Origin of the sequence: Streptomyces sp. NPDC002602, assembly GCF_042889445.1 — a bacterium.
Lineage (GTDB): Bacteria > Actinomycetota > Actinomycetes > Streptomycetales > Streptomycetaceae > Streptomyces.
The window spans coordinates 223,679-237,724 of sequence record NZ_JBIAQX010000009.1 but is presented as its reverse complement, the minus strand read 5'-3'; the positions used below and the strand labels follow the sequence as shown (position 1 = coordinate 237,724).

Annotated in this window: 13 protein-coding genes and 1 pseudogene; 6 read left to right on the top strand and 8 right to left on the bottom strand. The window is 69.3% G+C overall.

From position 1 onward, the window contains the following. Window positions 1–125: 125 nt before the first annotated feature. Window positions 126–1,064: an alpha/beta hydrolase gene (locus ACFYW3_RS24225; RefSeq protein WP_389387288.1), complete on the bottom strand. Its 939-nt coding sequence runs from the start codon at window positions 1,062–1,064 to the stop codon at window positions 126–128. Between the two features lie 105 nt (window positions 1,065–1,169). On the opposite strand from ACFYW3_RS24225, the gene ACFYW3_RS24220 reads away from it, so the two are divergent. Continuing rightward, a complete protein-coding gene (locus ACFYW3_RS24220; RefSeq protein ID WP_389387287.1) occupies window positions 1,170–1,835 on the top strand; it encodes a TetR/AcrR family transcriptional regulator in 666 nt (221 codons plus the stop codon). Window positions 1,836–2,179: 344 nt separating this feature from the next. On the opposite strand, the gene ACFYW3_RS24215 is transcribed toward ACFYW3_RS24220, so the two are convergent. Further along, window positions 2,180–3,175 (bottom strand): DUF4344 domain-containing metallopeptidase, encoded by a 996-nt coding sequence (locus ACFYW3_RS24215; protein WP_389387286.1) that lies wholly within the window; start codon window positions 3,173–3,175, stop codon window positions 2,180–2,182. Window positions 3,176–3,300: 125 nt separating this feature from the next. Continuing rightward, a complete protein-coding gene (locus ACFYW3_RS24210) occupies window positions 3,301–4,440 on the bottom strand; it encodes a helix-turn-helix domain-containing protein (protein WP_351750822.1) in 1,140 nt (379 codons plus the stop codon). A gap of 87 nt (window positions 4,441–4,527) precedes the next feature. Between ACFYW3_RS24210 and ACFYW3_RS24205 the strand changes: the two genes are divergently transcribed. Continuing rightward, the gene (locus tag ACFYW3_RS24205) at window positions 4,528–5,643 is read left to right on the top strand and encodes a ferredoxin reductase (protein ID WP_389387285.1); all 1,116 of its coding nucleotides are present in this window, start codon (window positions 4,528–4,530) and stop codon (window positions 5,641–5,643) included. Window positions 5,644–5,650: 7 nt separating this feature from the next. Then, entirely contained in the window at window positions 5,651–6,769 is a 1,119-nt protein-coding gene (locus tag ACFYW3_RS24200; protein ID WP_351750825.1) for an acyl-CoA desaturase, read from the top strand. 185 nt (window positions 6,770–6,954) lie between these two features. On the opposite strand, the gene ACFYW3_RS24195 is transcribed toward ACFYW3_RS24200, so the two are convergent. Beyond that, window positions 6,955–8,349 carry an MFS transporter gene (locus ACFYW3_RS24195; protein ID WP_351750826.1) on the bottom strand — a complete coding sequence of 465 codons (1,395 nt, stop codon included), beginning with the start codon at window positions 8,347–8,349 and terminating at the stop codon, window positions 6,955–6,957. Window positions 8,350–9,090: 741 nt separating this feature from the next. Between ACFYW3_RS24195 and ACFYW3_RS24190 the strand changes: the two genes are divergently transcribed. From ACFYW3_RS24190 to ACFYW3_RS24180, 3 genes are all read left to right on the top strand, one after another. Further along, window positions 9,091–9,597 (top strand): hypothetical protein, encoded by a 507-nt coding sequence (locus ACFYW3_RS24190; protein ID WP_389387284.1) that lies wholly within the window; start codon window positions 9,091–9,093, stop codon window positions 9,595–9,597. Between the two features lie 540 nt (window positions 9,598–10,137). After that, the gene (locus tag ACFYW3_RS24185) at window positions 10,138–10,764 is read left to right on the top strand and encodes a DUF5753 domain-containing protein (protein ID WP_389387283.1); all 627 of its coding nucleotides are present in this window, start codon (window positions 10,138–10,140) and stop codon (window positions 10,762–10,764) included. A gap of 268 nt (window positions 10,765–11,032) precedes the next feature. Beyond that, the gene (locus ACFYW3_RS24180; RefSeq protein WP_389387282.1) at window positions 11,033–12,550 is read left to right on the top strand and encodes an amidohydrolase family protein; all 1,518 of its coding nucleotides are present in this window, start codon (window positions 11,033–11,035) and stop codon (window positions 12,548–12,550) included. A 263-nt stretch (window positions 12,551–12,813) separates the two neighbouring features. Here ACFYW3_RS24180 and ACFYW3_RS24175 read toward each other — a convergent pair whose 3' ends face one another. The 4 genes and pseudogenes from ACFYW3_RS24175 to ACFYW3_RS24160 all read right to left on the bottom strand — a co-directional run. Then, on the bottom strand, window positions 12,814–13,044 hold the full coding sequence (locus ACFYW3_RS24175) for a hypothetical protein (protein ID WP_389387281.1): 231 nt from the start codon (window positions 13,042–13,044) through the stop codon (window positions 12,814–12,816). Between the two features lie 124 nt (window positions 13,045–13,168). Next, a complete protein-coding gene (locus tag ACFYW3_RS24170) occupies window positions 13,169–13,480 on the bottom strand; it encodes a hypothetical protein (RefSeq protein ID WP_351750968.1) in 312 nt (103 codons plus the stop codon). Further along, a complete protein-coding gene (locus tag ACFYW3_RS24165) occupies window positions 13,477–13,674 on the bottom strand; it encodes a hypothetical protein (RefSeq protein WP_351750973.1) in 198 nt (65 codons plus the stop codon). Before ACFYW3_RS24165 ends, ACFYW3_RS24170 begins: the two co-directional genes overlap by 4 nt. A gap of 58 nt (window positions 13,675–13,732) precedes the next feature. Next, window positions 13,733–13,861 (bottom strand): annotated as a pseudogene (locus ACFYW3_RS24160) (hypothetical protein); the annotation flags it as partial. Between the last annotated feature and the right edge of the window lie 185 nt (window positions 13,862–14,046).

The following is a 14,046-nucleotide window of genomic DNA, read 5'->3' as shown; positions in this document are numbered from 1 at the left end:
ACCGCGCCGAGGACGAGGCGCCTGGGAGCCCGCGCGGATCCCCGTCAGCGGCTTCACCGTCTCCCTGCTGGTCACCGAGCTCTCCTACACCAGTCAGACGACACTTCGATGCGGTGCGGGCAGGGTCAGTTGAAGGCTTCGGCCACGGTGGCCGAGAGCTGATTCAGTACGGTCCGTGAGAGTTGCACCGGGCCGGTGAACGAGAGGAAGCCGTGGACGGCTCCCTTGACCGGGAAGTGCTGGACCGGCACGCCCGCATCGGCCAACTTGTCGGCATAGAGGTCTGCTTGGTCGCGCAGGGGGTCATGCTCGGCAGTGGCGATGACGGCGGGTGGGAGTCCGGCCAGTTCGCCGGATCGCGCGGGAGAGACGCGCGGGTCGGCACCCTGGTCAGGGCTGCCGAGGTAGGCCCCCCAGAACCATTCGAGGTAGGAACGGGAGAGGATCGGTCCGGTCGTGTACTCGTACATCGAGGGGCTGTCGTCGAATCGGTCGAGGGCCGGGTAGGCCAACACCTGGAGCGTGATGCGCGGTCCCCCGCGGCGCAGGGCTTCCTGTGCGAGAGTCGCGGCGAGGTTGCCGCCGGCGCTTTCGCCGAACACGGCGATGCGTTGTCCGTCGCCCCCGAAGCCGGAGGCGTTGTCCGCGACCCAGGCAAGGGCGGCGTACGCGTCGTCGACGGCGGCCGGGAAGCGGTGCTCGGGCGCCAACCGGTAGTCGACGGAGACCACGATCGTGCCGGAGCGGTCGGCGACGGTGCGGGCGATGTGGTCCTGGGTGTCCAGGTCGCCGAAGACCCATCCGCCGCCGTGGAAGTAGAGCGTCACGGGCAGCGGTCCGGCGTCCGGCTCGGTGACGGGCCGGTAGATGCGGATCGGTATCTCGCGATCGCCGGCCGTGGCGGTGGTGTCCAGGACGTCGGCAAGCGGTTCGGTGGCGCCGGCCAGGGCGGCGAAAGCGCGCCCGGCGGCGCGGTTCTGCGCCACCGTCCGGCTTTCGGGGGCCGGCCCGCCTTCCGCGGCCAACTGCCTTAGCAGGATCTCGATCTGAGGGTCGATGGGCATGAGGCACACCTGTCTGAAGAGACGACCATCCCGAGTTGGAATGACTTCTCCAATATCCGTAGTGGATCATTGGAATGTCAATTCCAACTTTGATAACGTGGCGGAGTGAGCACACCAGTTGAGACCGGAGAGCCGGAGAAGCGCCGACTCACCCAGGCCGGCCGCAGGACCCGGGAACGCATCGTCGAGACCGCCGCGGAGCTGATGTTCCACCGCGGCGCGGGGGGCACGAGCATCCCGGACATCCAGGCGGCCGCCGGGGTCAGCGCGTCGCAGATCTACCACTACTTCGGCGACAAGCAGGGCTTGATCCTGGCGGTCATCAACCACCAGACGGAGTCGAAGATTGTCCAGCAGGGGCCGCTGCTGGACGGCCTGGACAGCATCGAGGCCCTTCGCGAGTGGTGCGACATGGCAGGAGACCGGCAGGACGCGCTGGGATGCGTGGGCGGGTGTGAGATCGGCTCGCTCGCCGGCGAACTCGCCGACGGCGATCAGGCGACGCGGATGGTCCTCGTCGCCGCTTTCGATCGATGGGAAGGCCCGATCAGGTCGGGACTCGCGCGTATGCAGACGCGCGGCGAACTGAGCGAGAACGCGGATGTGGCCGCACTCGCCACCGCCTTGATGGCCGCCATCCAGGGCGGCATGCTGCTGTCCCAGGTCCGCCGGTCCAGCACCGCCTACCGACAGGCCGTGTCAGCGGCTATCGACCACATCGAGAGCCACCTCGTCCGTTACCGAGGTGGAGGCGCGGTGTCGTCAGTGTGAAGCCGGTCATCGTGAGGCTTCCACAACTGACGTGCGGACGATGCCCGGCGGAGTGGCCATCGGCGGGCGCCGCCTCGCCTCCACGCGCAACGTCTCGCCGCCACGCGCAACGTCTCGCCGCCACGCGCAACGTCTCGCCGCCACGCGCAACGTCTCGCCGCCACCAATTGCCGAACGGGGTCGGGGCGTCGTCTCCACGTGGCCATCGACGCGCTCGACTGACGGGGCGCTGGGGCGGCACGGCGGGCCGGTGCGATCATCCCGGCGCGGCCGGTGTGATCACTGCGTCGGAGCCGCCCTGGGCAGCCCGTTCACCGGGCTGAGCCCGCGTGCCTTCGGGAAACTCATTGACTGCCGCGGATCTCGTCGATGCGCCGCGCCAGGGCCTCCGTCTCCGCGATCAGCCGCGCATGCGCCTTCTTCTGCTCCTCGTCGCCCTGGGGCCTGAACGCCACGCTGAAGTGGGGTTGGAGCTGGGTCCACCAGCCGTAGTCCAGCATCGCCCACGCCTGTGGGCAGAGGGGGGCGCGGGTTTTGGGGAGATAGCCGCCGTCGACCAGGGACTTCTTCTGGTAGTTCTTCGGGGCGCTGCCCTCCAGGTAGCACAGGAAGTTGAAGGCCCGCTGCTGGGTGACGGGATGGTCGCTCGCCAGGCCTTCCAGGGTCGGCCGGCCTTCCTTGCGGGCGAGCTCGTCGAAGAGGACCGCTGCGGCCAGGGAGGGGCCAGGCCCGACCTCGTTGACGGTGTAGAAGGACGCGAAGCCGTCAGCCGCGTCCTCTTCGAGGCCGAGGTTGGCCAGGAGCAGTTGGCGTTGCAGGGCGTGGCCCATCTCGTGGCCGAAGATGAACTCGGTCGACAGCACGGTCAGATCGTCGGTGTTGTACTCGGACGCGGGGAACGGGGCGGGCCGCTCGACGGTCTTCACGACGTCGGCGAGGGCCTTCTCGATGGCGGTCAGGAACGACGGCGGGACGAAGATCGTCCTGCCGTCGGGTTGGGTGACGGCGTCGGTGACGCCGGGCGGGACGTCGGCGGTGACCTTCACGACCATGTCGTGCGGGAGGGTCAGAGATCTGTTCACCCATTCGGCCGTCCGCTCCAGCACACGGGACTTCCGGATCAGCGCCACGGCCTGCCGGTCCTCCGGTTTGACCGTTCGGGCCTCGTAGACGACGGTGACCCTGCCGGAGCGCGCCGTCTGAGGGCGAGGCCCCGCTCCGGGCCCCTGCCCGGCGTCGTGGACCTCGCCGCCGCACCCGGTCACGAGGACCCCGGCGAGGACCAGCACGCCTGACAGGACGATGCGCGCCCGCTTCGGGCGACCGGCGGTGTTCGGCATCCTTGGTTGGCTCCTGTCGCAAGCTCCCGCACTGATTCTCCGTCCGCCCGGCGGCGGGCGCCCGTCGAGCCGCCCGTACGGGGGACCGTCCTCGCGGACGCGGGCGTGGACGGTCGAAGTACGTGTCAGCCGACCCGAAGACCGACCGCCAGCGTCAGTTCAAGGACCCGCTGTGGCGATGCGAGATCCGGAAACAGCTCCCGCAGTTGCGACATCCGGTACCGGACTGTCTGGGGATGGACGAACAACGCCGCCGCCACCTCGTCCCGCCTGCCCTGGTGCAGCAGCCACGCCCGCAACGTCTCCTCCAGCCGCCGCGCCGTCGCGACAGGCAGGGCCCGCAACGGTGCGAGGGCTCGGGCACGCAGGTCTGCGAACGCGTCCGCGTCAGCGCTCAGCACCAGCTCGGGCAGGTGGTCCTCGGTGTCGCGAATGTCAGAGGAGAGGGAGCGCGCGCGTACGGCTCGTGCGTACGAGGCGGACGCACGAGTCCATGGCCGGGCCGGGCCGACCACGGCGGTGCGGTCGGTCAGCTGCCGCAAGAGGTGTGATCGGTCGGCGTCGGGGACGAGCAGCACACCGGTGACGTCCGGCAGATCGTCGAGGACGAGGGTGCTCGGGTCGAGCGTGCGGTAGGCGGGCCGGGCCTGGGCGGCGGGCAGCAGGACCGCGGTCAGCGAAACCGGAGGCTGCCACCCGGCCCGTTGAACGGAGGCCAGCAGCACGTCCGGGCTCGCGCCTGCGAGGAGATCGCGGGCCAGGTGTTCCAGGTGGCGCTCGTGGGCCCTGCCCCGGGCGGCCAGTTCGTCGGCGTGGCCCGCGGCGCTCGCGGCGGAGAGCTCGTCGATGTAGGCGAAGGTCAGCTCGGCGAACTTGGCGACCTCGGCGGCGGGCAGACCTGCGGGTACGGCACCCGCTGCCAGGCATCGCCAGGCCACGCGGGCACCGACGCGGTAGGCGCCGAGCAGGGCGTCCATCGAACGGCCGTCGCGCACCTCGCCGCGGCCCAGCTCGTACGCTGCGTCACCGGCGTCACCGCCCGTGGCGTGTCCGCTCGCGCGGTCCAGGTAGTGCCCCAGGGCGGTGCGGACGGCTCGGCGGATGGTGGCGCCCATGCGCCCCGAAAGGGCGTTGGCGTAGGGAGGGACCTCGTCGATGATCGCCTGGACGACCTCGTCGGCGGTGGTCTTCAGCGCGGCCCGAAGTACGGTGACCGTCGTCTCATCCAAGGCCAGTTCGCCGGCCCTCGGGATTGCATGGCTCACGATTTTGTTCCCTGCGAACAATTCAGCGGATCAGATTTACGTCCTGCGGTCAGGACTTTACGCCTTGAGGCGCAGCAAGCTGGAGTCATGACGAGTGCAGCCCTCCGCAGCAGGGCATGGAAACTGCTGGAGATGGTCACGACGCCGCTGCTGCCGTCGGACTACCTCGACCTGGTCAGCCCGCTTCGTGCGGGCGCTGACCTGCGCGGGCGCATCGAGGCCCTGCACCCCGAGACGGGTGACGCCGCGACCATCGTGATCAGGCCCGGACGGGGCTGGCGCGGCCACACAGCCGGTCAGTACGTACGGATCGGGGTCGACGTCGACGGGGTGCGCCTGTGGCGTGCCTACTCCCTCACCTCGCCGACGAACCGCCGGGACGGCCGCGTCACGATCACCGTGAAGGCGATCCCGGACGGCAAGGTCAGCAACCACCTGGTCCGCAGGACGAAACCGGGCACGCTGATCCAGCTCGACCAGCCGACCGGTGACTTCGTGCTGCCGCAGGCCAAGCCCGCCAAGGTGCTCTACCTGACGGCCGGCAGCGGCATCACGCCCGTGATGGGCATGCTCCGCGACAGCGAGTTCGACGACGTCGTCATGGTCCACTGCGCGCCACGGCCGCAAGACGTGATCTTCCGCAACGAACTGCACGACCTGGTCGCGGACAAGAAGCTGCGGCTCACCGAGGTGCACACCGACACAGACGGCATGCTCGACATCGCCCGTCTCGACGAACTCGTGCCCGACTGGGCCGAGCGCGAGACCTGGGCTTGCGGGCCCGCGGGCCTGCTCGACGCCGCCGAAGAGCACTGGACCGAGCACGGTGTACAAGAGCGCCTGCACACCGAACGCTTCCGCCCCGGCATCGTCGTCGCCGGCGACGGCGACGGCGGCGGCGGCGGCGGCGGCGGCGGCGGCGGCGGCGGCGGCGGCGGCGGCGGCGGCGGCGAGGTCACGTTCAGCGCCACCGGCAAGACCGTGGACGCGGACGGCGCCACGCCGTTGCTGGACATCGGCGAGGAGGCCGGCGTGCTCATGCCCTCCGGGTGCCGCATGGGCATCTGCTTCGGCTGCGTCACGCCACTCAAGGCGGGCACCGTCCGCGACCTGCGCACCGGCGAGATCACCGAGGCCGAGCCGGGCGTCCTCATCCAGACCTGCGTGTCCGCCGCGGCGGGCCCCTGCGACATCGAACGGTAGGAGCACCTTGACCGCCATCGACCCCACCGCCCACCTGACCGAGGAGCAGATCGAGGAGCTTGGCCGCGAGCTGGACGCGATCCGCGACGAGGTGATCGCCGGCCGCGGCGAGAAAGACGCCGCCTACATCCGTAAGGTCATCTCGGCGCAGCGCAAGCTCGAGCTGGTCAGCAGGGGCGTACTGCTGTTCTCGATCTTCCCGCCAGCGTGGCTGCTCGGTACCGCCGGTCTGTCCGTGGCGAAGATCATGGACAATATGGAGATCGGCCACAATGTCCTGCACGGCCAGTGGGACTGGATGCGAGACCCGAAGATTCACTCCACCACCTGGGAGTGGGATCACGTCTCGCCGTCCGAGCAGTGGAAGCACTCGCACAACGAGCTGCACCACACCTACACCAACGTGATCGGCAAGGACAACGACCTCGGTTACGGCATCATGCGCGTCGACGAGGACCAGAGGTGGCACCCGTTCCACCTCGGCCAGCCGCTGTGGAACTTCATCAACGCCTGCTTTTTCGAGTACGGCATCGCGGCGTACGACCTGGAGCTCGCCAAGAACCTGCACAAGCGCCGCCGCAAGAACCCGGAGTTCCGCGCGCGGGCCAAGGCCGTGGGCCGCAAGATCCGCAAGCAGGTGCTCAAGGACTACGTGATCCACCCGTTGCTGTCGGGCCCGTCGTTCCTCACCACGCTCGCCGCCACGTTCACCGCGAACCTGGTCCGCAACATCTGGTCCCACTCGGTGATCATGTGCGGGCACTTCCCCGAGGGCGTGCAGGTCTTCGAGCGCCGGTCGATCAAGGGCGAGACGCGCGGCCAGTGGTACCTGCGTCAGATGATGGGCTCGGCGAACATCAGCGGCAGCAGGGCCATGCACTTCATGACCGGCAACCTGTCGCACCAGATCGAGCACCACCTGTTCCCGGACCTGCCGAGCAACCGGTACGCCGAGGTCGCGGTGAAGGTGCGCGCGCTGTTCGAGAAGTACGAGCTGGAGTACGTCACCGGGCCGCTGCCCAAGCAGGTGTTCTCCGCGTGGCGCAAGGTCTTCCGGCTCTCGCTGCCGAACAAGAAGCCCAAGGTCAAGACGCCGGACCGCGAGCAGGAGCTCGTCGCGGCCTGATTCCCGCCTTTTGTTGAGATCCTTCGGCCGTACCGACGGCACCGCCGGTTTCGATGAGATCCGTCGCGGACGGGGGCGGCCGCGACATCAGACCGTACGGCACGGGATCCGGGCAGCCCGGTGGGTGGATGTGTTGCCCGTTCCGCGTCAGGTCGATTCGCTCGACGCACTCGTCGATCGGACCATCACATGGGCTCCTGCCGCCGGGAAGACGTGGGCAGGAGTCCGGCGGCGGCGAGGCCGGCGACCCCGAGGACCGCCAGCGTGATCATCGCGGCGCCGTAGGCGTGTGTGGTGAGGCCCGCGACGAGGATGGTGCCGGCGACCGCGGTGCCGAGCGACGAGCCGAGGTTGGACACGCTGCGCGACAGACCGGAGATCTCCCCCTGCTGCTCTTCGGGGAAGCTCGACTGCACGATGTTCACCGACGGGGTCAGACCCAGGCCGAGTCCCAGGCCGATCAGCAGCAGACCGGGAGCGAAGGCCCAGGCGCCCGGAGAGCCGCTCACCATGGCCAGCAGGACCCCGACTCCGGCGATGGCCACGATGAAGCCCGTCATGATCAAGGCGCGCTGTGTGTACCGTCGCGCCAGGCGTTCGGCGGCCAACGATGTCGCCAGCAGGCCGAGAGTGGCCGCCGTGAAGATCACACCGGTCTGGATCGCGTCGTATCCGCGCACGACCTGGAGGTAGGCCGCGACGGTGAACGACGTGCCCATGAGCAGGAGCCACTGGATGTTCTGTGTGACGAGACCGAGGTTCGAGGTGCGATCGCGGAACAGACTCGTCGACAGAAGGGGTTCCTCGCCGGCCCGCTCCTTTGCCCGTACCGATCGGAAGAACCACCACAGCACGAGTGCGCCGAGGACGACCAGGCCGATCATCAGCCACACGTTGTTGTCGGCCGCCAGGATTCCCGTGACGAGGAGGATGAGGCCGACAGCGGAGAGGATCGCCCCGGTGGTGTCGAAGGAGCGCGTGGGGTCCGGTGGCAGGGGATCCTTGATCCTGCGGCTCAAAAGGATGATCAGCACGATCACCAAGGCCTGAAACACGAAGGCCGCCCGCCAACTGATGGCGGAGGTGATCAGCCCGCCGATCAGCGGCCCGGCGGCGGCTCCGATGCCTCCCAGCGCCATGACCGCCCCGAACGCCCGGGCGCGTGAGGTGACTTCCGTGAACAGGAGCGTCGTGAGGATGTAGACGGGAGGGATGAGCAGCGCCGTGCCGACACCTTCCAGAATCGAGTTGCCGAGGATCAGCACGCCCAGGCCCGGGGCGAACGCGCTCAGCAGGGCGCCTACGGCGTAGACGGCGAGTCCGGCCAGGAAGCACCGCTTGCGGCCGTAGCGGTCGGTGAGCTTCCCGCCAGGGATCATCAGCGCCGCCATGACCAGCAGAAAGATCGTGATCGCGACCTGCACTCCCTGCACGGTCGTGTCCAGGTCCTCACTGATGTCGTTGATCATCACGTTCATGTTCGAACCGGCGAAGCTGCAGATGAACTGGGCCAGGGCGAGCGGGGCCAGCACACCGCGCATCCCGCCGGGTGGGCGGCCGTGAGTGTCCGCCTCAGTCATCTGCGCCGCCCCGGCCTACGCGGCTGGGTCCGTGTCGAGGTGCTCCTCGCGGGTGGACCACCGTGGACATGACAGCCCACCGGCCGCTTGTCCCCGCACAGGACGCCGTCGCGGTGCTCTGAGGATCGCCGACCATCACGTCGGCGGCGAAGGACGGCTTCGCGGTCATGGGGGCTCCCTCCGCAATCAGGATGGCGGCGGGCGGACGGCACGCCTGCCTACCCGCGTCCCCACCTCACGCATCCGATCAGGTCGGCCGCGGTTGCCTGCCCGGCCACCGGTGATACCTGCCTCAAGCGTGCGTCGCAGACGAGCCGACCGCACGCCGAACGCGAAGCAGAACGAGCGCGGCATCATCCCGGATCGGACTCCACGTCCTCTCCCCCGAAGGCCCCCGCCACGCGGCCGCCGACGGGCGACGGGCGACGGGCGACGGGGGGAAAGGCCGGCTCAGCGCCCGATCGCAACCAGTGCCATCCAGGGGGAATCGTGGGAAGCGACCGGAAGGCCGCCCTTGCTGTCGCGGCCATTGCCGTCATCGTGCTCGCCGGATGCACGGACGCGGGCGGGACCGTGGACGGACGGCGTAGCGACGCCGCACAGGGCCCAGAGGCCGGCCAGAACGGTTCCCACGCCGGGACAGTGACGGGTGCTGACCAGGGCGGGGCCGCATCGCCGCCCGCAGGCTCCTCCTGCCCGTCCCTGGAGGACGATCGGACCGATACCGCGAACCCTGAGGATGTGGCCTCAACCGGAATGGGGTGGGCCGATTTCGGTCCGCTTCGCCTGCCGGCGTCAAAGGCCTCCGGCCCGGGCGTCACCGAGGGCCAGGTCGCCCGGTGCTACGCACGCACCCCCCGCGGCGCCGTCCTCGCCCTGGTGAACATCAGCACCCGGGCCGCCAACGGCCCCGACTGGCGCAGCGTTGTGAACCAGCAGGTCTTCCCCGATGCCGCGAAGGACGTGTTCGAGCGAGGTACGGCGGCGAACCGCAGCGGCAAGCCCGACTACCCCGAGAAGTCCAACCGAATGGTGCCCGCCGGCTGCAAGATCGTCACCTTCACCCCGGACTCCGCCGTCGTCGACATCGCCTACCGCAACCCCGGAGGCACCGCGACCACGGTCCTGATGACCGCACGATGGCACAAGGGCGATTGGAAGCAGCAGATGGCCCCCGGCGGGGGCGTATCCGAGTCCGTACTCAGCCGGTTCAACACCCACGGCTACATCCTGTTCCCGCAGGAATGAGCCCCACGGAGCGACGCGACAGCCGAACTCGATCGCATGGACAGGGACAGGGACAGGGGGGACAGGGACAGATCAAGGTCGACCGCACAAGCGGCTCGTCACTGGGGACAACCCTGCGAAGGTGCGACTGACAGACCGCCAGGCACAGGTCGAGCAAAGCGAGCGACCCGTCGCGCGTGGCACGGGCAGGAAAGCCACCCATCGCTCGTGGCTTCCCGCACGCCCACAGCGGCCTCGTCCCCCCAAATTGGCGACAGAGCCCAGCACGTGAACCGACACCCGTCCAGGGTGGCGTGGCGTGGATCGGCCCCGTCGAACGAGCGGCGGGTGAGCGGGATCACGATCTCCTGCTGGAGTACCACCCGGCATCCGCACCATCCACGGCCCCGAAAAGGAAGCTCTCGGTACCCTCGCCATCGCGATCGAGCGCATGACCTGACCCGTTCCGGTCTTACGAGATCGCCCGCTCACCGCCATGCTCAGCGGGAGGCAACAAAGTCCGACATCCGCCTCGGTGGCGAAATCGCGGAAGGGGAGGAAGTGACCAGCTCGGTTCCGTGGCAAGAGCGCCTGTCCACCGGTACGGAAACAGTTCAGGACGACGTGATCGGTTGGTACCAGAGCACCCGTGAGGGCAGGGCCTACCTACCCGACATGATCTGGGGCGCCCTCCAGACCGAGGCTTACGCCACGGTGATCCTCGGCCACGTCGTCGAGTTCCTCGGCATCCCGAACGACGTGCCGGCCGGAGTCGCCAAGCGCATGAAGCGGCAGGAGGTGTTGTACGACGGTGAACATCACTACGACGTCATCCTGGGCGAGCAAGCTCTCTACACGAACGTCGGCGGACCGAAGGTGATGCGCGGTCAAATCGAGCGCCTCATCGACGAAGCCCGCCTGCCCTCGCTCCGGCTCGGGATCCTGCCCTCCACAGCGCGGGTGGACCTGTTCCCCGTTCATGGCTTCAACATCTACGGCGCGAGCAACGACGCCAGGGCTCACGTCGAGCTCGTCTCCTCCTCCGTGGATGTCACCGAGCCGAGCGAACTCGCCCTCTACGAGAAAGCCTTCGCATTGCTGCGTACCGCAGCCGTCCACGGCGGTGACGCCGAGGCCCTCCTGCGAAAGGCTCATGCCCATTGGAGGAGCGTCGCCACACGGGATTGAACGACTACGCACCGCCGGCATCCTCACAGGAGCCACGTCCTCCGACGTCAGGAGCGCCGCCACTTCCTCGCCAGGCGGCGTTCACCACCGCCGACGTCGCCATTCCGCTCATCCACGGTCACGCGCCACCGCCCACACGTTGCGAGCCCGCTTCGGCACGTCCCTGTTCGCCGCACTGGCCCTGGGTGTCGTGCTCGCACTCGGCCCCGCCGCGTCCCCGCCGGCCGCTGCGGATCCAGGTGTGCTGCTCAGGGGTACGGTGGTCACGATGAACGACGCGGGGGACGTCTGGCCGGACGCCGCGCTCTGGATCAGGTCCGGCCGGATCGAAGCCGTCGTCAGGGCGGGCGGTCGACTGCCGCCGGGCGCGCGGTCGGCGCGGGTCGTGGAGAGCGGCGGGGTCATCTATCCCGGGATGATCGACCTGCACAACCATCCCGAGCACGCCGCGTACCCCCTCATGCCGGTGCGCAAGGCATACAAGGACCGCTACGAGTGGCGCTTCTACGACGACGCGTACAACCGGCGCATCACCTACACCGGGTTCGTCCTCTCCAGCCCCGACTACTACGACCTGGGAACGGAGTTGGGACGGTACGGCGAGTACAAGGCGTTGGCCGGGGGCACGACGTCGCTGCAGGGTGCGGACGAGGGACGCCCGAGCAGCGCGCGCGGGTGTCTGGTCCGCAACGTCGAGACGGCGGACGTCGGCCCGCACGGCGTCGTGAGCCGGGTGGATCTGGGGCGCGATGCCCGTGAATGGGCGGACCTGTCGCGGGCGGAGCACGACGGCGTGCTGGTCCTGCACCTGGCAGAGGGGGTCGGGCAGCGCATGGCGGACGAGTACGAGGCCGTCGAGCGCAGCGGTCTGGTGGGACCGCGGTTGATCGCGGTGCACGGCGTCGGGCTCACCGCGGACCAGCTGAAGGACATGGCGGCGCGCGGCGCGCACCTGGTCTGGTCGCCGCTGTCGAACTTCCTCCTCTACGGGAGCACTGCCGATGTCGCCACCGCGAAGGCAGCCGGTCTCGGCATCAGCCTGGGTTCCGACTGGGCGCCTTCGGGCAGCAAGTCGGTCCTTGGCGAGCTGAAGGTCGCGGATCTGGTCAACAGGCGCCGGCTGAAAGGGCTGTTCACGGACCGGGAGCTGGCGGAGATGGTGACCCGCAACCCGGCCCGAGCGCTGGGCTGGGACCGTCGTGCGGGCCGGCTCGCGCCGGGCTACTTGGCCGACCTCGTGGTGCTGGACAACCGGAACGCCGATCCGTACCGCAACCTGATCGAGGCCACCGAGGAGAACGTCCGGCTGGTCTCCGTGGACGGCGACATGCGCTACGGGGACGAGCCGGTCATGGCGCGGGCCCGGCCCTCGCAGGGCACCGAAACGGCCGCCCGCTTCCCCGGCGGCCGCGTCAAGGTGAGTGCCGTCGACTGCCCGGGTACGGGCCTGCCGCCGATGCCCCTGGCCACGACCGAGGACCGGCTGCGACGTGCCCTGGCGATGGATCCGGGGTTCCTGCTGGAGCGCGTACGGCCGAAACCGGACTCCGTACGGCGTGTCCGGTCCGAACTGGCCCACTGCCCGGGTGGCACCCCGCCGGGCGAGCTGACGGCGGCGGACATCGCGCGGGTCCTGCGTTGCCGCCTGGGCCTGCCCTTCGAGGAAACCCCCCTGAGCCCCCTGACCACCTCCGAGGACCCGGGCTGGATGACCCGGCTGCTGGCCAACCCCAACCTCCCGGCCTATCTGAAGGAGCTGCCGGACTACTACGAGCACGCCCGGTGACGCGCCGCGACGGCTGCGCCGACGCACGGTCCAGGGGTGGACGGCCGGCCGGCGCGGTACGGTGGCCGTCAGCCTGAACGCGGCCGCAGCCGCGAGTACCGCGAGAGCCACCTGCTCAACGCCCTGGTTCTTCCGTCGTCGAGGTTGCCGGCCGGAGTGCCGGACCGGGCGTCGACGCCCGCTCACCGGACCCTCTTCGGCCAAGAGGTGGCAGCCCGAGGTGACGCACCGCCGGCCGGGCAGGAGAAGCAGGCACGACGGGGTCACTGGTTGGCTTGGGAGACGCCGCCCACGAGTTGACCGAGGTAGTGGGCGATGCCCTGTCCTACTTCGGTGGGCGCGAGCACGATGCCCAATGCCAAGACGATGAACACGGTCGTCTTCTCGTCGAACCGGCTCCGGGCCTCGGTACGGCGGCGGACATCGCTGAGGGCGGCTGCTCGGTCGGCCGGTGAGATGCTCGCCGATGGCCACGAAGCTGCGAGCCGCAGCACGTTGCCGGGTTGGCGCCATGGCCAACGTCGAGGCATCCGCAACCGCATCCGCATCCGCATCCGAGAAGGCCGTGGGTGCGGCCGCGGCCGCGTTCGGCGCGTCACCCGCGTCCGGGTGACCTCGTCAGCAGCGGTAGCCGTCGGGGACCTGGAGGAGAGCAACGAAGATCCACACCATGACCGCGGTGCCGGCCGTGCCGCCCAGGAGGGCGACCGTGAGGTTCCATCGTCCCACGTACCCGATGAGCGCCCCCCACCACGCCGTCGCCATGATCGCGAGCAGGGCTCCGTAGAAGATCAACGCGAGCCCGTTGGCCGCGCCGTTCACCCCGACGTCGCATGCCCGCCAGGCGGCTGCCAGCAGTACCGACCCGAGCACACCCGTGGCCAGACCGGCCACGGGGGCGGCCACGCAGCCCCACTGCCCCCGCGTCACTTGCGGTTCCTGACCTGCGGGACGTTCTCGCCATTGCGCTGTGCTTGTTCCATCTGGTCCATCGCGTCGTTGATTCCTTGCCGGAGCCGTTCCTCGGTCAGGTTGTCGCCGTACTTGTCGTAGAGGGCGACGGCGACGCGCATCGTGATCTGAATCGCCTTGGTCGTCGTCCCCGGTGAGCAGCGTTCCTCCAAGGGAGGCGCCCTTGATCAAAGTGTCCGCGTCGAAGCCGGCTGCCCGGCCGACACATCCGTGGTGGACGTCGGAATAGACGTCGTAGAAGACTTCGCGGTTCGTTCCCGGCTGCTTGAAGTAGTGGTCGTCACGAGTGTGGAGGTCGTACCGCTCCCGGAGCCGCGGCTTGTGGTCCCGCCACCACACCCGGGGCGAGGTCCAACCGCATCAGGTGGCCCGGCTCGGCCCAGGGCTCTGGCCCCATCCCCGAACACCCCACACCACCAACCACCGCCGGCGGGCCACCCCTTGCAGCGCGGCCCGGAGATAAGGGCGGGATAGGGGTACCTGGCCCTCAGACCGCTCTCCTAGCCTGAGCGACGGCCCCTCGG